The 20,849-nt window shown below is 64.9% G+C and carries 20 protein-coding genes and 1 pseudogene; 5 read left to right on the top strand and 16 right to left on the bottom strand.

Features of this window, described 5'->3' with window-relative positions; all coding sequences use genetic code 11:
- Window positions 1–22: 22 nt before the first annotated feature.
- From M2320_RS19910 to M2320_RS19870, 9 genes and pseudogenes are all read right to left on the bottom strand, one after another.
- On the bottom strand, window positions 23–1,189 hold the full coding sequence (locus M2320_RS19910; protein WP_264598775.1) for an AAA family ATPase: 1,167 nt from the start codon (window positions 1,187–1,189) through the stop codon (window positions 23–25).
- Window positions 1,186–2,064: a DUF7146 domain-containing protein gene (locus M2320_RS19905; RefSeq protein WP_264598774.1), complete on the bottom strand. Its 879-nt coding sequence runs from the start codon at window positions 2,062–2,064 to the stop codon at window positions 1,186–1,188. The genes M2320_RS19910 and M2320_RS19905 overlap by 4 nt, the downstream gene beginning before the upstream one ends.
- Complete coding sequence (locus tag M2320_RS19900; protein WP_264598773.1) at window positions 2,064–2,546, bottom strand: hypothetical protein; 483 nt, start codon at window positions 2,544–2,546, stop codon at window positions 2,064–2,066. Before M2320_RS19900 ends, M2320_RS19905 begins: the two co-directional genes overlap by 1 nt.
- Complete coding sequence (locus tag M2320_RS19895) at window positions 2,543–2,845, bottom strand: hypothetical protein (protein WP_264598772.1); 303 nt, start codon at window positions 2,843–2,845, stop codon at window positions 2,543–2,545. Before M2320_RS19895 ends, M2320_RS19900 begins: the two co-directional genes overlap by 4 nt.
- Window positions 2,846–3,059: 214 nt before the next feature.
- Complete coding sequence (locus M2320_RS19890) at window positions 3,060–3,266, bottom strand: hypothetical protein (protein ID WP_264598771.1); 207 nt, start codon at window positions 3,264–3,266, stop codon at window positions 3,060–3,062.
- A complete protein-coding gene (locus M2320_RS19885; protein WP_264598770.1) occupies window positions 3,266–3,547 on the bottom strand; it encodes a hypothetical protein in 282 nt (93 codons plus the stop codon). The genes M2320_RS19890 and M2320_RS19885 overlap by 1 nt, the downstream gene beginning before the upstream one ends.
- Window positions 3,548–3,638: 91 nt before the next feature.
- Window positions 3,639–4,463 carry a hypothetical protein gene (locus M2320_RS19880; protein WP_264598769.1) on the bottom strand — a complete coding sequence of 275 codons (825 nt, stop codon included), beginning with the start codon at window positions 4,461–4,463 and terminating at the stop codon, window positions 3,639–3,641.
- Window positions 4,464–4,632: 169 nt separating this feature from the next.
- Window positions 4,633–5,511: a tyrosine-type recombinase/integrase gene (locus M2320_RS19875; protein ID WP_264598789.1), complete on the bottom strand. Its 879-nt coding sequence runs from the start codon at window positions 5,509–5,511 to the stop codon at window positions 4,633–4,635.
- 198 nt (window positions 5,512–5,709) lie between these two features.
- Window positions 5,710–5,934: pseudogene (locus M2320_RS19870) on the bottom strand (Arm DNA-binding domain-containing protein); the annotation flags it as partial.
- 396 nt (window positions 5,935–6,330) lie between these two features.
- On the opposite strand from M2320_RS19870, the gene M2320_RS23405 reads away from it, so the two are divergent.
- From M2320_RS23405 to M2320_RS19855, 3 genes are all read left to right on the top strand, one after another.
- Window positions 6,331–6,639, top strand: a complete 309-nt coding sequence (locus M2320_RS23405; protein WP_425540700.1) for a cytochrome c oxidase assembly protein — start codon at window positions 6,331–6,333, stop codon at window positions 6,637–6,639.
- 165 nt (window positions 6,640–6,804) lie between these two features.
- Window positions 6,805–8,778 carry an autotransporter assembly complex protein TamA gene (locus M2320_RS19860; protein ID WP_264598768.1) on the top strand — a complete coding sequence of 658 codons (1,974 nt, stop codon included), beginning with the start codon at window positions 6,805–6,807 and terminating at the stop codon, window positions 8,776–8,778.
- Window positions 8,778–13,088 (top strand): translocation/assembly module TamB domain-containing protein, encoded by a 4,311-nt coding sequence (locus M2320_RS19855; protein ID WP_264598767.1) that lies wholly within the window; start codon window positions 8,778–8,780, stop codon window positions 13,086–13,088. The genes M2320_RS19860 and M2320_RS19855 overlap by 1 nt, the downstream gene beginning before the upstream one ends.
- Before the next feature lie 122 nt (window positions 13,089–13,210).
- On the opposite strand, the gene M2320_RS19850 is transcribed toward M2320_RS19855, so the two are convergent.
- From M2320_RS19850 to pstS, 7 genes are all read right to left on the bottom strand, one after another.
- Complete coding sequence (locus M2320_RS19850) at window positions 13,211–14,410, bottom strand: amidohydrolase (RefSeq protein ID WP_264598766.1); 1,200 nt, start codon at window positions 14,408–14,410, stop codon at window positions 13,211–13,213.
- 168 nt (window positions 14,411–14,578) lie between these two features.
- The gene (gene phoB, locus M2320_RS19845; RefSeq protein WP_184429053.1) at window positions 14,579–15,313 is read right to left on the bottom strand and encodes a phosphate regulon transcriptional regulator PhoB; all 735 of its coding nucleotides are present in this window, start codon (window positions 15,311–15,313) and stop codon (window positions 14,579–14,581) included.
- A gap of 13 nt (window positions 15,314–15,326) precedes the next feature.
- Entirely contained in the window at window positions 15,327–16,028 is a 702-nt protein-coding gene (gene phoU, locus M2320_RS19840; RefSeq protein WP_264598765.1) for a phosphate signaling complex protein PhoU, read from the bottom strand.
- Window positions 16,029–16,037: 9 nt separating this feature from the next.
- The gene (pstB, locus tag M2320_RS19835; protein ID WP_264598788.1) at window positions 16,038–16,781 is read right to left on the bottom strand and encodes a phosphate ABC transporter ATP-binding protein PstB; all 744 of its coding nucleotides are present in this window, start codon (window positions 16,779–16,781) and stop codon (window positions 16,038–16,040) included.
- Between the two features lie 100 nt (window positions 16,782–16,881).
- Window positions 16,882–17,721, bottom strand: a complete 840-nt coding sequence (gene pstA, locus M2320_RS19830; protein ID WP_264598764.1) for a phosphate ABC transporter permease PstA — start codon at window positions 17,719–17,721, stop codon at window positions 16,882–16,884.
- Window position 17,722: 1 nt separating this feature from the next.
- Entirely contained in the window at window positions 17,723–18,715 is a 993-nt protein-coding gene (gene pstC / locus M2320_RS19825; protein ID WP_264598763.1) for a phosphate ABC transporter permease subunit PstC, read from the bottom strand.
- 72 nt (window positions 18,716–18,787) lie between these two features.
- Complete coding sequence (pstS, locus tag M2320_RS19820) at window positions 18,788–19,831, bottom strand: phosphate ABC transporter substrate-binding protein PstS (RefSeq protein WP_264598762.1); 1,044 nt, start codon at window positions 19,829–19,831, stop codon at window positions 18,788–18,790.
- 216 nt (window positions 19,832–20,047) lie between these two features.
- On the opposite strand from pstS, the gene M2320_RS19815 reads away from it, so the two are divergent.
- Together M2320_RS19815 and M2320_RS19810 are read left to right on the top strand one after the other, a co-directional pair.
- On the top strand, window positions 20,048–20,260 hold the full coding sequence (locus M2320_RS19815) for a hypothetical protein (RefSeq protein WP_264598761.1): 213 nt from the start codon (window positions 20,048–20,050) through the stop codon (window positions 20,258–20,260).
- A gap of 121 nt (window positions 20,261–20,381) precedes the next feature.
- Entirely contained in the window at window positions 20,382–20,816 is a 435-nt protein-coding gene (locus tag M2320_RS19810) for a hypothetical protein (protein ID WP_264598760.1), read from the top strand.
- Window positions 20,817–20,849 lie beyond the last annotated feature (33 nt).

Here is a 20,849-nt window from a genome sequence, read left to right as displayed (position 1 = left end):
GCCAACCGTGAAGGGGGTGAAATCAGGCATTGGCGATGTACCTCCGACGTCTGGACGGGGGACCATCTTCGACGACTTTGATTTGCCCCACGGCAAACAGCCGCTCCATGGCCAGCTTGAAATCCTGCCTCTTGTAGCCCTGGCGATCAGGCTGGAGAGCGAACTCCTTCGGCGCGTAATTGCTCGCATGGGCGTTGTCCGAGACGAGGCGATTTTGCTTTGTCAGCGCATCGAGCAGGCTGAGAAAGACCTCGCTCGCGGACGCGCGAAAGCTGCTGCCAATGGCGTCGTTCGGCCGGTTCACGCGGAATGCGCCGTTGCTCCAGACGAGCGGGATTTGATCGTTGCGCGCCGCGTAATTCGCCTTCTTGCGCGCCAGCACGCGCTCATCGTCGGGCGGAACGCCTTCGCACTCTGGCATGGACAGATAGAGCCGCGACCGGAAGGAGTTTGACCAGCCGGTTGAGCCGCCGTCGCCAGTGCCGGACGATATGCCGGATCGGGAGGGATGCGCGCACAACAGCACGGCGCCGTCGATTGCCTCGGCGATGCTGCCGAGCGCGACGGCGATAAACTGGCGCACCTGCCCCCGGTCGTTTTCGTTACCGGCGAAGAAATCCGCCGCGGTGTCGAACACGGCGAGGCGGGCGCCGAAGTCCTTCGACTGTTCCACCATCTGCTTGTGCAGCGGCGTCAGCTCGCCTTTGCCGCTCTTGCTGAACGTCATCAGGATGTTGTCCTGATGGACGCGGGAGACGAATTGGACGTTTGCGAGGTCGGCGGCCTCAAGGTTCATCGCCGCCGTGATGTTCTCCTGGCGGCGAAGCAGCTCGTCCGTGTCGTCCTCGCAATAGAAGCCGATGGACCTGCAATACTCGGCGACCTGGCCAACCCATTCGCCCCCGCAGGCGCACGCTGACTGCAACTGTTGGGCCAGCAGGGATTTACCGAGGCCGCCATCGCCATAAAGGCCGGTGACGACGCCGCAGGGAATCCAATCGCGCACGATCCATCGGCGCGACGGTATGATGTGGCCGAAGTAGTCGGCGGGATTGATGATTTGGAGCGGCGGAAGTGGCCGCTCAACCGACTCGCCTGGCGGAGCATAGCCGTCATTCGGCGACAGCTCCCATTTTGTAACCGTCACGCGGTCGTTGTCCTTGGCGTAGGGCGTCGGATAGGTCGTCATCCAGCCCTCCGCATCAGCAGCGCGTCGTTCATGTCGCCACCGATTTCCGGCGTCACCACGAAGACCTCTCGGTCAGCGGCCCGCCACCTCGCGCCGGTCGCGGCGATCGCGCGCGCATTGGCGCCGCTATCGTCGGTCTCCGCGAAGATGGTGACGGCGTCGACGCCGGCCAGGAGCGGCAGGCTTTCAATCGCGCCAGCTGATCCCAGCGCCCACGCCGGCTTGAAGCCCATCTGACGGCCGGCCATGCAGGTCTCGACGCCCTCGCCGCAGAAAAAGCCGTGCGCGACGCTGGCGTGATCGTCCAGCATCACGGCCGCGCCGCCCACCGGCCCCTTGAACATGCGCCCGGTCTTCTTGCCTTCGCGGTCGAGGAAAATGCGCGTGATCGCCTGCGGCTCACCGGTGTGCAGGTTGCGGAAGAGCGCGACCAAGGCGCCAATGTGCGCATTCCACCGCAGGACGGACCCAGCGAGGTCGTCAGACAAGTCCAGGCCGCGCGACTCAAGATAGGTCTGCGCCAGCGTTCCGCGCGGATCGGTGGAAGCGCGCCAGATCGCCAGGGCGTCCCGCGTGCGCTTGGCGTCGTCTTCAGTGGGTGGTGCTCTCAGGTCAGAAACGCGCCCTGCCGTGGGTCTCTGTTCCCTGTATTTCCAGTCATCTCGCGAAAGTCCGAGGTGGTGCCGCACATGGTCGCGGCAGGTGCGCCAGTCGTCGCCGCAATGCGAGTGGACGAGGAAGCCGTCTGGATCGGTCGCCGACGGTCGGACCGCAAGGGAGCGGTCTCGCTTGCTGTGGCCTGGGCCGGGCGCGAGCACCTGGCCGTTGACCACCTCGCCGCCAAGGGCGCGTGCGATGGTGCGGAGATCGAACATCAGCGCACCTCTTTCGCCATGCCGGCCAAGGCGATCAAGCAAGCCTCGGCTCTATCGATGTCAGATTTGCGGGCAAAAAGTTCGGCCTGGGCGGGCCAACGGGCGATGGCGCGGGCGCGAGCAACGTCCTTGTGTTCCTTGCCAGCCGGGACGCCTGCATGGCGCTTCCAAACGGGCGGCGCGATCATGACGACGGAGACGCCGCAGGCAGCGAGCACGCCCTCAATGGCGCCGCGGCTCCGGCCGAAACCGAAGGCGCCGGCCACGCCATCTGTGGGGCGCGGGCCGATGAGTTCGCAGAACGCGCGATCAGCTCCGGTCTTCCGGATCAAAGCGGCGAGCAGCGGGCAGTTGATGGTGCTGCGGCCCTTGAAGCCGTCCGAGGTCACGGGCAGGTCATGGAGGTTCAGGAGACTGCCAGCCTCGTCCAGGACGGAGACGGCGCCATTCACACCGGGGTCAATGCCGATGATCGTTTTCATGGGCGTGCCTCCAGCAGGTCGAGAACAGCGCCGACGAGCCCGGCCGCCTCGCCGGTGGCCTCCCTGGTGACGGCGCTGCGGAGCGCATCAGAGGGAACGCCATGCTGCAGAGCAATCGACACACAAACCGCCGCATCGCGCGCAATCGCGGTCATCTGCGAGGATTTGGCGGGATCGATGAACACTTCGGCGAGCGCGCCATCGTCGAACCGGCCGACGCCGAGGGTGAAATGCTGGCCCTGAAATTCCAGATCGTGGATCTCGTGGAGCCGGCGATTGGGGAGGCGGATGCGGCTCATCGGGCGCCTCCTACGATTCGAGCGCGCGGCGGCATGCGATCCGCGCCAAGGGTCGCGACGATGTTGGGGCTGAGGGCCGCATAGCGTTCGAGGCGCGGCATCAGGTCAGCGCCGGCTTCGATTTCCCGGAAAGGTTCGAACAACGGGCGCGGGCCGAGGGCGTGGATTCGGCCTGCCAAAAACCGAAGGCGGGTTTGGGTGTGAGGATCGTGCTTCACGCGCGGGTCTCCCCAAATGCCAGTTCCGCGACGACGGCCGCGACAGCGGGGGACAAAGATGCGCGCCGGGAAATTGCCCGAAGGCGTTGAATTTTTACTGTCGAGCGGCTATCTTCCGGATTGATCGCAGCCGCCAAGCAAACGATCTTTTCCGGAACCCGGCTCGCCGCCAGCGAGGCCGGGTTCTCCTTTCTCTGGATCATTATTCGCTGACCTCCGGGCTGCTGTCGGAGGTGACAAGCGTCAGCTTCTTCTGGCTCGCCTTACGCTCGGAGGTGCTGCGCACCGGCCGCCCGATCTTGGACTGCGCCCAAGCGTCGAGTTTCTCCTCGGTGTAGAGAGGCGTGCGAGGCCCAGCATAGAAGATTTCGGGACCGCCACCGACCACCGCCAATTTGGCGAGCGTCCTGGCGGCGCCGAAGCCATAGCGCCCCTTCAGATATTCAGCCGCTTGCTGACGACGAAGATATTGAGGTGTACCCATTGAGCTTACCCCTTCGCAGGTGGAATAAGCTCATGATTTCCGATGTTTTATACCCGATATAGACGCCCGATATTAGATTGAGAAAATCATATCAGGCAGCCCGTGTGGCATTTCTGAGTTCAAAAAGAAGGGTAGTGAGGTTGTTCTCGATTGTCTTCGCTGTGATCGGCGGCGCCTCAGGATGAGTTTCCTTTAGCCATGCATGCATAAGTTTTGCGATGTCCGTTTTTTTTACGTCAGCAGGGAATCCGGCAAACCTTCTGCGCACTTCCTTTTCGATGAGCCACCATGAAGACGGCTTGCCCGCGACACCTGTCTTGTAGATGGTTTCCGACGCGGCCGATGGCGCCGAACACGATGCGGCCGACGGGACAATCTCGTGATTAGAATCAGTTGGCCAGAGCTCGATTATTTTTGCCACTGGAGCCACGAGATGTGACCAAGAAATTTGGCCGTTGCTAAGCAGAGTATCCCCCTTGCACTCTGGCCAGTTTTCATAATCTCCGAACTCCATAATAATTGGTGCTGGCTCAACGGGTTTAAAGGAGCGATCGAACAATTCGGAATCGCTCTCCATTCCCGAGACTTTGATAAAGCAGTCGTCAAACCATTCCAGAGGAACCGCTTGAGCGGGCCCTCCTTCTCTATTTATTCCGTATACAGCTAATGCACCATTCTGGATGGCAGTCATAAGTTCTTTGCTCGCGACCCTCATCCTTTCGATCAGTTCTGCAGGCAGAGCTTCGACGTAATCATCGTCTCCTTGCTCAGTTTCAAAGGTCCCGACCTCGATGCTCTTCTGAGCAGTCGCTGCGTGGGATTGGATGGATCCTCGCTCCATGATCCACTGCACCACAATCCCTAATGGAGCCTTCGGGCGCTTCCACAAATTAGAGAACGAAGGGGCTTCTGTCATTTGGGTACCGCAATTGGATCAATGATTTGAGCGCGCGTGTGATTTGCGCTTGGGTCACGCGCGAACCACACGCCAGATTTTACTTCTGTTCGCTGTCCTTTTCCTCATCTTTCTTCGGCTTATCCGACGTTGATTTCATCGGCGACGCAAATGGCGGCACCGCAGTCGTCTAATTGCCTTTTAGAGTCGCCGAGACTCTTGGCTTGTCCAGCTTCACGACTTTGGCCGCGGCGCTGCGGTTCATTGCAGCGGTGATGGTCGAACCGATCGTCTCCACCGCCCGGTGCATCGGATCGGCGTCCAAGTGCGCGTAACGGTGCGTCGTCGCGGCCTGGCTGTGCCCAAGCAACTTGCCGATGATCGGCAGACCAAGGGACGCGCCGGCGCCGAACGACGCGAAGCTGTGGCGCAAGTCATGAACGCGCAAGCCGTCCAAGCCAGCAGCGCGCGTGACAGCCGCCCAAGGCTTTTTGAGGTCGACGCGGGACGCGCCCTCTTTCTCGCCGGGGATAACATGCGGGTTGCCCTCGATCCGAGGGAGCTTGTTCAGGGCGTCGAGCGCGGCGGCCGAAAGATAGATCGGCTTCGCGCCGGTCTTGCTGTCGGGCAGATGGATAATCCCACGCTCGAAGTCGACATGCTCCCATCTGGCGCCAAGGATTTCACGCAGGCGCGCGCCGGTCAGGATCAAGAGGCGGATCGCGCCAGCGGCGTGCGGATCGATCTTCGTCCGCTGGTTCTCCTTCGGCGTGTGCTTGGCGCCTTTCTTTTTGGCGTCGATTTCCCACGGAACGCCGACCTCTTCGGCCTCGCGCAGTGCGTCGCCAAGGCGGGACAATTCCTCGCTGTTCAGGAACCGTTCGCGTTTGCGCTCGGCGTTGCGCTCGATGCCCTTGGCGGGATTGTCGCCAAATTCGACTTCATCTCGCTTCGCCGCCCAATTCCAAATCGCTGAGAGCAGCGCCAACGCCCGATTGGCCGCGTAAGGCGACGACGCCGACACCTTGCTGTGCAGTCGCGCGACTTCCGAGCGGGTCAGGTCGACCATGCGGCGCGCGCCGATGCTTCGAAGCAAATGGAGGTCGAGGAGGCGCTGATATTCCTCTTGCGTGCGGCCTTTGCGCTTGGTCGCGACGTGCTCCTTCATGAAGCGGTCAGAGGTTTCACGAAACGTCTCCTTCGCGCGCTCCGCCCTCCGGTCCTGCACAGGATCAGAGCCGGTTTCGACCTGGCCAAGAAGCACCTTCGCCTGCGACCGCGCCTCATCCGGCGTCAGCCGCCCATGCTCGCCGATCGAAATGCGGCGCGAACGGCCATGCTGGCGGTACTGCGCGACATAAATCTTCTTGCCCGTCGGGAAGGCGCCGACGCCGAAGCCCGCAAGCTGATCGTCCCATAGGAATTCACGGTCCTTCCCCGCCGGACAAGTCAGGGCGTCAACCGATCGTTTTGAGATGCGGCCTTGGGGCATTGTTGGGGCCTCCTGACTTTTTGGCCCGGTAAGCGCGGTAAGCACCCGGTAAGCAGAAAAAGGATAACTCAGGAAATCCCCGGTAAGCAAGAGCGAACTTCCCTCCGCTCAATGCCAACGTTTTCAGGCAATTCATGATGCAAAAAGTCAGGAGGAAATCTGCAGAAATTTTCGACCTCCAGACTACGAATCTGGGGGGCAGAGGTTCGAATCCTTTCGGGCGCGCCATTAAAATTCAAACACTTGCGACAAAGACGAAGCCGGTCTAAGCGTTCGTTTTCAGTCGGCTATCATCAGGGGTAACGCTCCCTCCTTCCCCTCAATCCTGAGGGAAATCCTCAAGCCCTCCAAATCTTCAAAGGTTGCGTCCGCCGCGCGGCCGTCGGCTCCAGGTGCTTGCCCGGGGCAAACCTACAAGGCTGGATCGTCGCGAATTGGCCGGCGAAGCTTGCGCGCGGTTGGCGGCTAAGCTTCTTCTCCGCGCTGCAGATGACGGCGCTCGGCGCGCTCTTGACGCTGGCGCCCCACACCCTGTTTTCCTTGCATGTGCTCAGCGCATCAGCCTGGGGCCTGACGCCGCTTGAGGACCAGCAACTCGGCGGGCTCATCATGTGGGTCCGGATGCCTCGTCTTCGTCGCGCACAGCCTGGCGGGCTCCATGACGCCTGCATGGGTCCCGCGCGCAATCGCGCAACAAAAGCTTGAAAACCTCGCAAGCGTAACGGCGCCCACCCGCCCGAACGCCGGTTCGGGCTTGATTTCCCGGAGGCGTTCCGTCGTCCCGTTCGCGCGGCGGTATATTGTCGTTTCTTGACAAATGTTTCACCATGAAATGCTTCAATGTCGCGCAGATGTCGGTCCGAGTTTTCCATGTGTTTGTTTCGCCTCAGCCTTGGTCTGAAATGCGTTCTGGCTGCGGCTTTGCTCTTGCCTGCGGCCACGGGCGGCCCGGCGCGCGCTGACGGTTTTTTCGGACTGTTTGGGGGCGAAGCGCCCCCGCTGGCGCCCCGCGCCGGCGCTTTGACCTATCAAGTGGAGTTCCACCCGCTCGACGATTCGCTGACCGACCCCCTGAAGGATGTCGCCAACAGCTGGCGGCTGAGGCAGGAGCCGGTGGACAATGGCGAAAGTCTTGCCCGGCGCGTCGCGGCAGACCTGCCGCGCATGGTCGACGCCCTCTGGGCCGAGGGTTATTATGATGCGACGGTCACCGCCGAGGTCGAGGGTCGGCCCATCGCGCTGGACGGCGCTGGGGTCGAGGCGGCGGCAAGCGCGGCCAACCGCGCCATGGGCCTGCAAATCGCACGCGTGGTCTTCGAGGTCGCGCCGGGCCCGCAATATAAGATCGGCGACATCCTCATCGTCGACGCCAGGACCGGCGCCCCGCTCGACGATCCCGGCCTGAGCCCGAGCCGGCTGAAGCTCGAAACCGGCGATCCCGCCCGCGCCAGCGCCGTGCGCGCCCTGCAGACCCGTGTGGTCAATGTCTTGCGCTCGGAGGCGCGGGCGCTGGCCAGGATCGAGAAAGCCGAAGCGATCGTGCGCCATGCGACGCAGCGCGTCGACATCGAGGTGCGTGTGGTCCCCGGTCCCAAGGTCGGCTTCGGCGCCGTCGCCGTCAAGCACGACGGCGGCATCGACCCCGAGGTGATCCGCTCCTTCATCTATATCGAGGAGGGCGACCCGTTCTCGCCGGAGCGCATCGCCGCCATGCGCCGCTCCATCGGCCAGATCGAGGCGATCGGCTCGACCCGCATTCTCGAATCCGACCATCTCGACGCCGACGGCAATTTGCCGCTCACCGTCGAAACCTCGGAACGCAAGGCCCATGCGGTCAGCCTCGCCGCGCAATATTCCACCGTCGACGGCCCGTCCGTGCGCGGCGACTGGACGTTCCGCAACCTGTTCGGCGATGGCGAGCGTCTGCGGCTCAGCGCCGTCGCCGGCGTCACGCCGGACAATGGCGGCGAAAACAACGTCAGGCTGCTCGACCCGCAACATCTCGTCGGCCGCTTCAACGCCAGTTTCATCAAGCCGGCCTTGTACGGTAGCCACTTCGACTATCTCGCCGACTTCACCCTGGCCCGCGAGGTGACCAAGAGCTATTCGGCGGAATATCTCAACACCACGCAGGCGCTGCGCTATCGCTTCAATGAGACGCTCTCGGTGACCGGCGGCGTCGAGGTCGAGCGCGGAGGCTCCTCCGACCCGTTCGGCAACACCAATTACCTGCTGGTCGGCCTGACCGCCGGCGTGCATTACGACACCACCGACAGCCTGCTCGACCCGAGAAGCGGCGTGCGCGTGCTCGCCTCGGGCGGCGCCTATCCGACCTTCCTGGGCTCCAGCCTCGATTTCTACCAGGGCAAGGCGCAGGTCTCGACCTATTACGCCCTCGACGACGACCAGGACTATGTGCTCGCGGGCCGCATTGGCCTGGGCGCCTCGGGCGGCGCGGGGATTTTGAACGTGCCCGACAACAGGCGCTTCTTCGCCGGCGGCGGCGGCTCCGTGCGCGGCTATGCCTGGCGCTCGCTTTCGCCCATGGGCTACGTTCCGGGCCAGGGCGAGGTCGCGATGGGCGGCGCCAGCCTGTTCGAGGCCTCGGTGGAAGGCCGCATCAAGGTCACCGACGACATCGGCGTCGTGCCCTTCATCGACGCCGGCTCCGCCTTCTCGACCGCTCTGCCCAATTTCGTGGGCGGCGTGCGTTTCGCCGGCGGGCTGGGCCTGCGCTATTACACCGGCTTCGGGCCGATCCGCCTCGACGTCGCCGCCCCGATCAACCCGCAGCCCGGCGATCCCACGGTCGCCGTCTATGTCGGCATAGGACAGGCGTTCTGATGAAGCATTGGCGTCGCATCCTTCTCGCCCTCGCGCTGGTCTTGGTCGCCTCTGGTCTCGGCCTCTACGGGGCGTTGCTGCATTACGCCGGCCCGCGCGCGCCGCTGACGGCGGGGGAAGACCAGAAGGGCCTGCTCGCCTCGGTGATCGAAAACACCCTGTCGTCGCCCGACATGCAGATCCAGATCGAGGCCGTGGACGGCGCGCTGACATCGGACGCCACCATTCGCGGCGTCACCCTGTCGGACAAGCAGGGGCCCTGGCTCAAGCTCGACCAGGCGCGGCTGGTGTGGACCCGCTCGGCGCTGCTCACCGGCAGATTGCTGGTGGACAGGCTGGAGGTGGGCAGGCTGGAGCTTTTGCGGCCGCCCGTGGGCGAGACGAAAAAATCCGAACCCTCGTCCTTCGCCGATTGGCTGAATTTCCAATTGCCGGTGACCGTCGTCCTGCGCGATTTCTCTTTCGCGCAATTCGATCTGGGCGAGCCGGTGATCGGCGTCGCCGCGCGCCTATCGGGCTCCGGCCACGCCACGCTAGGAAGCCTCGGCGATGCGCTCGATCTCGGTTTTGACGCGCGCCGCCAGGATGCGGCGGGCGCGCTGGCGCTGCGGCTGAACTACGATCCGCGCGCGAAGCAGGTTTTCGCCGCCTTTTCCGCGCATGAGCCGGCTGGCGGCCTGATCGCCCATGCCGCCGATCTCGACGGCCTGCCGCCGGTCGATTTCGACCTGAACGGCGCCGGGCCTGTCGACCAGTTCGACGCCAAGGTTTTGTTCAAGGCGGGGCCGCTGGCGACCATTCAGGGCGAGGCGCGCATGGAGCCGCGCGCCGGCGCCCGCGCCCTGCGGCTTGACGTTCGCGGCGCGCTGGAAAAAATCCTGCCCCCCTGGATCGCCCCGGTGTTCTCGGGCGAGACCGCGCTGTCCGGCGCCTTCGTCGTCGCCGATGACGGCGCCAAGAGCGTCGAGCATCTTCAGATCGCGGCGCGCGAAGCCGTGCTCGATCTCGACGGGCGGCTGGCGGCGGACGAGGCTCTGGAGGGGCGTTTGCGGCTGCAATCGCGCGGCGACGACGGCGTGGCCCGCGCCGGCGGCGTCGAGATCGGCGCCTTGGAGCTGCGGCTCGACGCCGCAGGGGCGTTGAAGGCGCCGAAACTGGATTTCAACCTGCACGTCGCCGAGGCGGCTTTGCCCGAGGCGCGGCTCAAGCGGCTCGACGCGCATCTGACCACCCTGCCGAACGGCCTCGTCACCGACCCCGCCACCCGCGTCGACCTGAAAGCCGACGCGTCCGGCGAGGGCCTGCATGTCTCCGATCCGGCGCTGGCGCGCGCCCTTGGACAGGCTTTCTCCCTGACCCTGCGCGGCCGCGCCGCTCCGAATGGCGCGACCGATATTTCGCTGGCCGAATTCAAGTCGGGCAAGGATTCGCTTTCGGCGAAGGGCCTGTTCGGTCCGCGCGCGGTCAAAGGGCGGGTCGATCTCGACCTTGCCGACCTCCAGCGCTTCGCCGCTCTCGCCAAGACCGAGCTGCGCGGCGCGTTCAAGGGACAGGTGGAATTGAGCGGCGATCCCGCCGCGCGCCTCGACGCCAGACTGGCGTTGCGCAGCGACGGGCTGGCGAGCGGCTTTGAACTCCTGGACGGGCTGATCGGCGGCAAGACCGAAATCCGCGGCGGACTCAGCAAGCTCGCAAGCGGGTTCGCCTTCTCCGACCTGACGCTTGCAGGGCGGCAGATTTCGGCGCGCATCGACGGCGCCGCCGACGATGACAAGGCCGATGTGACCTTCAAAATTGAAGCGCCCGATCTTTCGCAGGCGGCCAAGGATTTGGCCGGGCGCGTCGCGGCGCAGGGGCGCCTGACCGGCTCGCTCGCCCATCCCGATCTCGTCGCGGCGGTCGATGTCGAAAATCTTCGCTCGATGGGCCACGCTGTCGCGCGGCTGAAGCTCGATCTGGAGGGACGCGATCTGATCGCCGCGCCGAGCGCGCGTGTGAAACTTGCGGGCGAGGCCGAGGGCAAGCCGGCCTCGGGCCTGGCGGAATTTTCACGTGGGACCGATGGCGTCAGCCGGATCGTCGCGCGGGACATTCGCTTCGGCTCGCTGGCGCTGAACGGCGCGGGCGCCCTGGACACGGCGCAACGGCTGGAGGGCGATGTCGATGTCGTCGCGGGCAATCTCGATGACCTCTCCGTCTTCCTCCGCGAGCGATTGGCCGGGCGACTGTCCGCGAAGATCACCTTGCGCGCGGAGGGCGGCCAGCAGGATGCGGCGGTCAAGCTCGACGCCTCCGGCCTGCGTTTCGGCGCGCATGCGCTCGCCCTGCTGGCCGTCGATGCGCGCGCGCAAAACCTGTTCGGCGCGCCGCGCGTCGAGGGGACCGCGACCCTGGACCGGGCAGAGATTTTGGGCGAGTCCATCCCCAGATTGCGGCTGACGTCCCGGGCGAGCGCGGACGGCAGCGAATTTGCGCTTGTGACGGAAGCGCGCGGCATTGCGCTGGAGGCGCGCGGAAAGCTCGCCGCCGGCGCGCCGGTCAAACTCGATCTGAACGCATTCGAGGCGCGGCGCGGCGCGCAAAGGATTTCGCTGGCCGGCCCGGCTTCGTTCGGGTTTCCGTCCGGCGGCGTGACCATTGGCGGGCTGGCGCTGAAAGCCGGCGCGGGGCGGCTCGACCTCTCCGGTTCAGCCGGCGAAAAGCTCGATCTCACCGTCGCAGCCAGGGCGCTTCCGCTCGACATCGCCAGAATGTTCGCGCCCGATGCCCCGGTCTCCGGCGCGCTGGATTTTTCCGCGCGCGTCACCGGATCGGCCTCGGCGCCGGAGGGGGCGTGGCGGGCGGAGGTGAAAAAACTGACCGCGCCGCAGATGCGCGCGGCGGGCGTGGCGTCGGCGGAGCTGCGCGCCAACGGCGTCCTGCAGGGCCGGCGCACCAGTCTCGACCTGCGGGTCGAGCTGCCGCGCGGCGGAAATCTCACCGTGCAGGGGCAGGCGCCGCTGTCGGCGGATGGGTCGCTCGATCTCGCCTTGCGCGGCGCGCTCGACGCGGCGCTGGCCAACACCATGCTCGCGGACGGAGGCCAGCGCGTCGCCGGAAGGCTGACGCTTGACGCCCGGGCGCAAGGGTCGGCGGCCCGCCCGGCTTTGTCCGGGACGGTCACGCTCGCCAACGGCCTGTTCGAGGACCCGCTCAGCGGCGTGAAGGTCGAGGCCGTCAATGCGGTGCTGCGGGGGCGCGGCGAGGAGATCGTGGTCGAGCGCTTCAACGCCCGCGCCGGCGACGGCAATGTGGACATCAGCGGGGTCGTGCGGCTCGGCGACGGATTTCCCGCCAATCTGCGCATCGGCGGGCGCAACGCGCGTCTCGCCGCCAACGACATCGTGACGCTGGTCGCCGATCTCGGCCTCGATGTGAGCGGTCCGCTGGCGCGACACCCGCGCATCGGCGGCAAGGTCACGTTTTCCACCATCGACGTGCGCGTGCCGGACCGCCTGCCCTCGGCCAGTCGCCCGCTCGACAACACAAGCCACGTCCAGCCGACCGCAGCGGCGCGCGCTCGAATCGCGCTCGACGCCAAGAAGCCGCGCAGGAAGGCGAAGGGCCCCGCCTTCAATGCCGATCTCGACGTCGCCGTGAGCGCGCCCTCGCGCATTTTCATCCACGGGCGCGGCATGGACGCGGAACTCGGCGGAAACATTCGCGTCGTCGGTTCGCTCGAACGGCCCGTGGCGCAGGGCGCGTTCGAATTGCGGCGCGGCCTGATTTCGCTCGCCGGCAAGCAGCTGCAATTCACGCGCGGCAACATCGTCTTCAACGGCGACGTGATCCCGGACCTGGATTTCGCCGCCACCAGCAGCGTCGGCGACATCACCGCGCAACTCACGGTCAGCGGTCCGGCGGAGCAGCCGCGTTTCGCCTTCTCCTCCACGCCGGACCTGCCGCAGGACGAGGTGCTGTCTCGGCTGCTGTTCAACACCGCGTCCAGCAGCTTGAGCCCGATTCAGGCGCTGCAGCTGGCGCAGACCGTCGCCATGCTCTCCGGCCAAGGCGGCGACGCGGTCGACAAGATGCGCCGCGCGCTCGGGGTGGATTCGCTCGACGTGCAGTTCAGCCCCGACGGCAGCCCGAGGGTCGGCTCGTCGCGCTATATCCTGCCGAACGTGTCGGTCGGCGTGCGCACTGGAACCAAGCCGGAGGACAGCGCGGCCACCGTCAGCGTCGACGTCACCAAGCGCCTGCGGGTTCAAGGCGAGGCCGGCGCCGACGGCTCCACCAGCGCGGGCGTCGGCGCGCAATGGGAGTATTGACGCGATAACTCGGTCCACGGAGTCGGCATGCTCCGGCGCGCAGGCCGCTGACGGGCATTCAGCGGCCATTAAAGCTGCTTTCTGAGTCCCGCCACAATCAAGAGCTGCGCTTTTTTGGCGCTTTACGCAATGCGGATGTGTGTCTCCGCGATGTTGGGCGCCTTCCGCTCAACGCCCAGCCTGTCCCGAACGATATTGACGAAGATCGCAGCGCCCAGCGGCAGGATGGAATCATCGAACGCGTAAGCCGGATGATGAATCATCTCGCCGCCCTGGCCGAGCAGGAAATAGCAGCCGGGCCGCGCCTGCAGCATGGTGGCGAAATCCTCCGATCCCATCAGAATCGGCATGTCCGTGATGACCTGCGCCCCCGCTGCGCGCGCCGCCCGCACCAGCGCCGCCGTCGGCGCCTCCGCATTGACGGTCGGCGGACAGCCCATGTCGATGGTGAAGTCGATCGACACGCCCTGGGCCGCGGCGACGCCGGCGCAAATCTCCCGGATGCGCCGACAGATGGTTTCGCGCGCGACGCTGCTCGCCGCGCGGGCGGTTCCGCGCAGGACGACATGTTCCGGAATGACGTTCGCGCTGTTTCCACCCGAGATCATGCCTATGGTGAGAACCCCGCTCTCTGTCGGATCGAGCGAGCGACTCACCACCGTCTGGAGACTCGTCACAAGCTGCGCCGCGGCGACGATGGGATCGGCGCCGAAATGGGGAAGCGCGGCATGAGCGCCCTTTCCGAGCACGAAAATGGTGAAATCATCGCAGGCCGCGAGAATGGCGCCGGTCCGGACCGCCACATTTCCGACGCCGAGCGTGGGCGCGTTGTGCAGGGCGTAGATTTCGTCGCAGGGGAATTGTTCGAACAGGCCGGCGTCGATCATCTCCTGCGCGCCATTCAGCGCTTCCTCGGCCGGCTGGAAAATGAAATGCACGGTCCCCTTGAAATCGGGATCGCGGGCGAGCGCCGTCGCCGCGCCGAGCAGGATGGCCATATGGCCGTCATGGCCGCAGGCGTGGAATATGCCGGGGGTCTGCGACCGAAAAGGCAGTTCTGCCCGCTCCTCGATGGGCAACGCGTCCATCTCGGCGCGCAAGCCGATGGCGCCTCCACGACCGTAGCGACCCCGGAGCGAACCGACCACGCCCGTTCCCGCCAATCCGGTCCACACCTCCATGCCGAGGGATTTTAGAACGCCGGCGACCTTGCCCGAGGTCCGCGCCTCCTGGCGCCCAAGTTCGGGGAAGCGATGAAGGTCGTGGCGCCAGTCCATCATTGCCGCCGCAATGTCGTCCGAGATTCGCACGTCGATCGTCACCGCGCCTGTCTCCGTCGCGGCGCAAAGGGATCAAGCCGCCTCGGGAATACGCATCGGCCAGGCTTTGGTTGCGACGGCTCCGCAAAAGCGTGCGGAAATTCCCAACCGAGCCTGCGCAAGCCGGGCAAGGCGAGACGACGGCGTCTCTGCGCGCGGGCGACCGCAAGCTCAGCGCCTCCCATAGGTTTCGTCGAAGGAATAGCCCGCCCCGCGCACGGTGCGAATCGGATTGTTCTCATCGCCGATGGCGAGCGCCTTGCGCAGGCGCCCGACATGCACGTCGACGGTGCGCTCGTCGATGTCGATCGAAATCCCCCAGACATTGTCGAGCAGTTGCGCGCGCGTGAACACGCGGCCCGGCTTTTCCATCAAATATTCCAGCAGGCGAAACTCGGTCGGACCGAGATGCACCTCACGGTCCGCGCGCCGCACGCGACGCGTCTCGCGATTGAGTTCGAGATCGCCGGCGACCAGGGTCGTCGCGACGCGTTCGGGGCGCGCCCGACGCAGCAGCGCCCGCACGCGGGCCATCATCTCCGGCACCGAAAACGGCTTGACCACGTAATCGTCGGCGCCCACCGAAAGTCCGCGCACGCGCTCGGCCTCCTCGCCGCGTGCGGTGAGCATGATCACCGGCAGCGTGCGGGTGGCTTCGCGCGCGCGCAGCCGCCGGCAGAGCTCCAGCCCCGAGACGCCCGGCAGCATCCAGTCGAGCAGGACGAGATCGGGACTGCCTTCCTGCAACCGCGCTTCCGCCTCGTCGCCGCGCTCGACCCGATCCACCACGAAACCTTCGGCTTCGAGGTTATAGGCGAGCAGCAGCCCGAGCGCGGGTTCGTCCTCGACCACCAGGATGCGTGGCGCGCCATGGGCGTTCAGGGCGGTCGAGCGCGTCTCGTTCATGACCTCGCTCCCTTCATGCGGGACGGGCGAATCCGACGCCGCGCGGCCGGTCGGACGGCAGGACCTCGCCGGTGACGATGAAATAGACGGTTTCGGCGATGTTCGTGGTGTGGTCGCCGACGCGCTCGAGATTTTTCGAGCAGAACAGCAGATGCGTGCAAAAAGTGATGCTGCGCGGATCTTCCATCATATGGGTGAGGAGTTCGCGGAACACGGCGTCCTCCAGCAGGTCCAGCTCCACATCGCGCAACCACACGGCGCGGGCGCGCTCGGGGTCGCGCTGCGCATAGGCGTCGAGCACGTCGTTGAGCTGCGCCACCGCCATTTCATGCATGCCCTTCAAGCCGCCGATCGGACGGGGCACGCGGCCCTCCCCGGCGATCTTGCCGGTGCGCTTGGCGATGTTCTTGGCAAGGTCGCCGACGCGTTCAAGTTCGGTCGAAATGCGCAGCGCGCCGACGATTTCGCGCAGGTCCACAGCAACCGGCTGGCGCCGCGCGATGACCGAGACGGTTTCCTCCTCCACCGTGCGCTGCAGCGCATCGAGCCGCGTGTCGGCGGCGAGCACGAGATCGGCGAGTTCGGCGTTCATGCCGCCCAGCGCCTCCATGGCGTCGGCGAGCATCTTTTCGGCGATGCCGCCCATTTCGGAAATGTGCCGTCCCAAAAGCTCGAGTTCGGCGTCGAAGGATTTGACGGTGTGGGGTTCGACCATGGGGTCCTCCTAACCGAAGCGCCCGGTGATATAATCTTGCGTGCGGGGTTGCCTGGGGGCGGTGAAAATCTGGTCGGTCTCGCCGAACTCGACCATTTCGCCCAGGTACATGAAGGCGGTGTGCTGCGAGACGCGCACCGCCTGCTGCATGTTATGGGTGACGATGGCGATCGTATATTCGACGCGCAATTCGTCGATCAGCTCCTCGATCTTGGCGGTCGAAATCGGATCGAGCGCCGAGCAGGGCTCGTCGAACAGGATGACTTCCGGCTGGATCGCCACGGTGCGCGCGATGCACAGGCGCTGCTGCTGCCCCCCCGACAGCGACAGGCCGGAGGCGTTGAGCTTGTCCTTCACCTCGTCCCAGATCGCCGCGCCGCGCAAGGCTTTTTCGACGCGCTCGTCCATGTCGGACTTGCTGAGCTTTTCATAGAGACGCACGCCGAAGGCGATGTTCTCGTAAATGGTCATCGGGAACGGCGTCGGTTTTTGAAACACCATGCCGACGCGGGCGCGCAGCGCATTGAGATCGAGCTTGGGATCAAGCACGTTCTCGCCGTCGAGCAGCACCTCGCCCTCGGCGCGTTGGCCGGGATAGAGATCGTACATGCGGTTGAGCACGCGCAGCAGCGTGGACTTGCCGCAGCCGGACGGCCCGATGAAGGCCGTCACCTTCCTGTCGTAGAGCGGCACATTCACCGCTTTCAGCGCGCGGTTGTCGCCGTAGAAAAAGTCGAGGTTGCGCACCGACATTTTCTCGGCCTGGGCGCCGACCGCGAGCGCGGCATAGGCGCCGGAATCCGCGACCACAGGTCCGGCCGAGGGGAGATAGGTCTCGTTCATGACGGTCCCTTCACTTCGAGGTTTTTTGCGCGCCGAGAATGCGCGCGCCGATGGAGAGCGCGAGCACGGCGGCGGTGATCAGCAGGGCGCCGGCCCAGGCCAAAGATTGCCAATCCTTGTACGGCGACATCGCGAACTGGAAGATCACGACGGGCAGGCTCGCCATGGGCGCGTTGAGGTTGGTGCTGAAGAACTGGTTGTTCAAAGCGGTGAACAGCAGCGGCGCGGTCTCGCCGGAGACGCGCGCCACCGCCAGCAGCAGGCCGGTGATCAGGCCGGCGCGCGCCGCCTTGTAGGCGACATGGCGGATGATCAACGAACGCGGCAGGCCAAGCGCCGTCGCCGCCTCGCGCAGGCTGCCCGGCACGAGATTGAGCATGTCCTCGGTGGTGCGCACGACCACCGGAACCACCAGCAGCGCCAGAGCGAGCGCGCCTGAAAGCCCGGAGAAATGACCCATCTGGATCACGGTGATCTCATAGACGAACAGGCCGATGACGATGGACGGCGCCGACAGCAGGATGTCGTTGATGAAACGCACCACCGTGGTGATCCTGGAATAGCGCCCGTATTCCGACATATAGGTCCCGGCGAACAGGCCGAGCGGCGCGCCGATGGCCACGCCGAGCACGGTCATGATCAGCGAGCCGACAATGGCGTTGAGCAGACCGCCAGCCGATCCCGGCGGCGGCGTCATCTGGGTGAACACGGCCAGATTGAGGCTCGAGAAACCGTTCCACAGCAGCGCGCCGAGAATGATCGCCAGCGCGGCGATGCCGAGCACGGCCGAGCCGACGCAGGCCGACATGGCTAGGGAGGAGCGCAGTTTGCGCGCGGAGGCGAGGGACATATCAGCGTCCTTCCTGGCGCTTGATTCGGGCCAACAACAGGCGCGAGGCCGCGAGCACGAAGAAGGTGATGACGAACAGCACCAGGCCAAGCGCAATCAGCGAGGACGTGTACATGGCGCCATCGGCCTCGGTGAATTCATTGGCGATGGTCGCGGAAATGGTCGTGCCGGGCCCGAGGATCGAGGCATGGATCTTGTGGGCGTTGCCGATGACGAAGGTAACCGCCATGGTTTCGCCGAGCGCACGGCCCAAAGCCAGCATGACGCCGCCGACAAGGCCGACACCGGTGTAGGGCGCGACGATGGAGCGCATCACCTCCCATTTGGTGCAGCCGATCCCATAGGCCGCCTCCTTCAGCACCGGCGGAACCGTTTCGAAGACGTCACGCGAAATCGAGGCGATCAGCGGCAGGATCATGATGGCGAGAATGATCGAGGCCGTAAAAATGCCGATGCCATAGGGCGGGCCGGCAAACAAATCGTTCAGGACGGGGATGTCGGCGAACCCATTGATCAGCCAGGGCTGTAGCGTCGTCTGCAACACCGGCGCGAGCACGAACATGCCCCAGATGCCGTAGATGATCGAGGGAATGCCGGCGAGCAATTCGATGGCGACGCCGATCGGGCGCCGCAGCACGTGTGGGCAAAGCTCGGTGAGGAAGACCGCGATGCCAAACCCCATCGGCGCGGCGATCAGCAGCGCCAGGAAGGAGATGACCAGCGTGCCATAAATGGCCGGTCCCGCGCCGAATTTTTCCGTGACCGGGTTCCAGGCCTGCGAGGTGAGAAAGCCGAAGCCAAATTCGCCCAGGGCCGGCGCGGAGCCATGGACCAGCGAAACGATCACGCCGCCGAGCAGCAGCAGAACGGCGATGGCGGAGGATTTGGTGAGCACATGGAAGGCGACATCGCCCAGCTTGAAGCCTTTCAAGGCTCTGGCGCGGGCGTCGCCATGCGCCGCCGCGATGTGATCGGACAGAACCGCTTGAGTCATGATCGCCTCTTTCCTGCGGGACGCGCCCAGCGGACGCGTCCCCGGGTGTGGCGGGGAAGAGCCCCCGGTTTGTCAGTCGCCCTTGAAGACGAGCTTGCCGTCGACGCCCTTGATTTCGGTCGCCCAGGTGGTGCGGATCATGCCGATGACATTGTCGGGCATCGGAATGTAGTCGAGGGCTTCCGCGTCCTTCGCGCCGTTCTTGAACGCCCAGTTGAAGAACTTCAGCGCTTCGCCGACGGCGGCCGGGTCCTTCGGCTGCTTGTGCACCAGGATGAAAGTCGCGGCCGTGATCGGCCAGGATTTTGCGCCCGGCTGGTTGGTCAGGATCTGGTAATAGCCGGGCGCGTTCTCCCAGTCGGCGTTGGCGGCGGCCGCCTGAAAACTTTCCACGGTCGGCGAGACCTTGGCGCCCTCCTTGTTGACGAGGTCGGCGAAGGGGATCTTGTTCTGCTTGGCATAGGCATATTCGACGTAGCCAATAGACCCCTTGGTGTTGGCGACGGTGTTGGCGACGCCTTCATTGCCCTTGGCGGCGAGCCCGACCGGCCATTCAACCGCCGAATCGGAGCCGACCTTGGACTTCCAGTCCGCCGAGACCTTGGCGAGGTAATCGGTGAAGTTGAAGGTGGTGCCGGAGCCGTCGGAACGGTGCACGACCGCGATCGGCGTATCCGAGAGCTTGAGGGTCGGGTTCAGACTGGCGATCGCCGGATCGTTCCAGGTCTTGATTTCGCCGAGGAAAATTTTCGCCAGCGCGGGGCCGTCGAGGACCAACTGCTCGTTGCCGACGCCTTCGATGTTGATGATCGGCACGATGCCGCCCATCACCTGCGGCCATTGCACGAGACCGTTCTTTTCCAACTCCTCGACCTTGAGCGGCTTGTCGGATGCGCCGAAGGTGACGGTGTTGGCGATGATCTGCTTGATGCCGCCGCCCGAGCCGATCGACTGATAGTTCAGACCGTTGCCGGTCTGGGTTTTGTAGGCGTCGGCCCATTTGGCGTAGATCGGATAGGGAAAGGTGGCGCCGGCGCCGGAGATGTCGGCGGCGAGCGCGGGGGCGGCGCCGAGGACGGCGGCCACCAGCGTGGCGCGCAGGAACTTGTTCGACATTGCGAGACCTCTCGTGAGGTTTGGGATCCGCCAGCGCCCAAGCAGTTCGCTCGAGACGTTCAGGCGCCCTTCCTTTACGACGACGATGCGAAGCTCACGTGACACACGCTGCCGCGCGTAAATTCAGGCCGGACCCGAGCCTGTCGCAAATCCTTCAATGCCACGGATTATCTTGATTTCACCCATGCTTCGATGGGACAGGCGGAGCGTGTCTTCATGCAGAAAACAACAAGAGCCATCGTCGAACTGGCCATGATCGAGCTGTTCTACGCCAAATCCGAGATCACCCAATCCCGCGGCGGGGACGATCAGGTTTCGCGGGCCGTGGATCATATCCAGCGCGCGCTCGACACATTGGCGGCGATGTCGCCCGGTCTTGGCTCTCTGAACTTCGAGATCGAACCGCCCTCCAGCCTTCGCCAGCACTGACCAACACGCGAAACCTTTCATCAACCATGGCTTCGACGCGCCGGGCGCCCACTGCCCAGGCGAAGCTTTTATGCTATAGGGAATTTAGCCAGAAAGCACGAAAGCACGAAAGGCTTGATCGATGAAAGACAAGAAGACTCTCGGCAAAGCAGCGGTCGAGCTCGAGACGCCTGCGACCACGCCCGCCCCGACCGCCAAGACCGCCAAAACGGACAAGATCGGCAAGGTGAAGACGCAAAAACCGGCAGATGACGCCGAGAAGCCGACCGAAAAGGCCGAGGCCAAGGCGAAGGCCGACAAGCCAGCCGCCAAGGCCGCCTCCGGCGCCAAGGCGAAAACCGAAAAATCCGCTGGCAAACCCGAACCCGTCGCCAAGGCGAAGGCCGAAAAGCCCGAAAAGGCCGAAAAGCCCAAAGAGCCGAAGAAAGCGTTGAATTTCAAGGTTTCCGCCGAATTCAGGCGCGCCTTCAAGAGCTATGCCTCAGCGCATGACATGAAGCTCGGCAAGCTGCTGGAGGTCGCGTTCGAAAGCTATCGCAAGCAGAACGGCGGCTGAGCAAAAAATCCTTTCGGCGCGACAGGTCCGCCG

Source organism: Rhodoblastus acidophilus (genome assembly GCF_025961575.1).
Lineage (GTDB): Bacteria > Pseudomonadota > Alphaproteobacteria > Rhizobiales > Beijerinckiaceae > Rhodoblastus > Rhodoblastus acidophilus_C.
Note: the sequence above shows the minus strand (reverse complement) of the source record. Positions and strands in the feature narration are given on the sequence as shown.

Bases quoted from the DNA above. Each gene is read 5' to 3' on its own strand.
- pstB (WP_264598788.1), bottom strand. From the start codon at position 16,781: ATGTCGGTGCGCAACCTCGACTTTTTCTACGGCGACAACCGCGCGCTG.
- M2320_RS19900 (WP_264598773.1), bottom strand. From the start codon at position 2,546: ATGAAAACGATCATCGGCATTGACCCCGGTGTGAATGGCGCCGTCTCC.
- M2320_RS19855 (WP_264598767.1), top strand. From the start codon at position 8,778: ATGAAGCATTGGCGTCGCATCCTTCTCGCCCTCGCGCTGGTCTTGGTC.
- pstC (WP_264598763.1), bottom strand. From the start codon at position 18,715: ATGACTCAAGCGGTTCTGTCCGATCACATCGCGGCGGCGCATGGCGAC.
- M2320_RS19910 (WP_264598775.1), bottom strand. From the start codon at position 1,189: ATGACGACCTATCCGACGCCCTACGCCAAGGACAACGACCGCGTGACG.
- phoB (WP_184429053.1), bottom strand. From the start codon at position 15,313: ATGAACGAGACGCGCTCGACCGCCCTGAACGCCCATGGCGCGCCACGC.
- M2320_RS19905 (WP_264598774.1), bottom strand. From the start codon at position 2,064: ATGTTCGATCTCCGCACCATCGCACGCGCCCTTGGCGGCGAGGTGGTC.
- phoU (WP_264598765.1), bottom strand. From the start codon at position 16,028: ATGGTCGAACCCCACACCGTCAAATCCTTCGACGCCGAACTCGAGCTT.
- pstS (WP_264598762.1), bottom strand. From the start codon at position 19,831: ATGTCGAACAAGTTCCTGCGCGCCACGCTGGTGGCCGCCGTCCTCGGC.
- M2320_RS19880 (WP_264598769.1), bottom strand. From the start codon at position 4,463: ATGACAGAAGCCCCTTCGTTCTCTAATTTGTGGAAGCGCCCGAAGGCT.
- M2320_RS19810 (WP_264598760.1), top strand. From the start codon at position 20,382: ATGAAAGACAAGAAGACTCTCGGCAAAGCAGCGGTCGAGCTCGAGACG.
- M2320_RS19895 (WP_264598772.1), bottom strand. From the start codon at position 2,845: ATGAGCCGCATCCGCCTCCCCAATCGCCGGCTCCACGAGATCCACGAT.
- M2320_RS19885 (WP_264598770.1), bottom strand. From the start codon at position 3,547: ATGGGTACACCTCAATATCTTCGTCGTCAGCAAGCGGCTGAATATCTG.
- M2320_RS19890 (WP_264598771.1), bottom strand. From the start codon at position 3,266: ATGATCCAGAGAAAGGAGAACCCGGCCTCGCTGGCGGCGAGCCGGGTT.
- pstA (WP_264598764.1), bottom strand. From the start codon at position 17,721: ATGTCCCTCGCCTCCGCGCGCAAACTGCGCTCCTCCCTAGCCATGTCG.
- M2320_RS19860 (WP_264598768.1), top strand. From the start codon at position 6,805: ATGTGTTTGTTTCGCCTCAGCCTTGGTCTGAAATGCGTTCTGGCTGCG.
- M2320_RS19875 (WP_264598789.1), bottom strand. From the start codon at position 5,511: ATGGTCGACCTGACCCGCTCGGAAGTCGCGCGACTGCACAGCAAGGTG.
- M2320_RS19815 (WP_264598761.1), top strand. From the start codon at position 20,048: ATGCAGAAAACAACAAGAGCCATCGTCGAACTGGCCATGATCGAGCTG.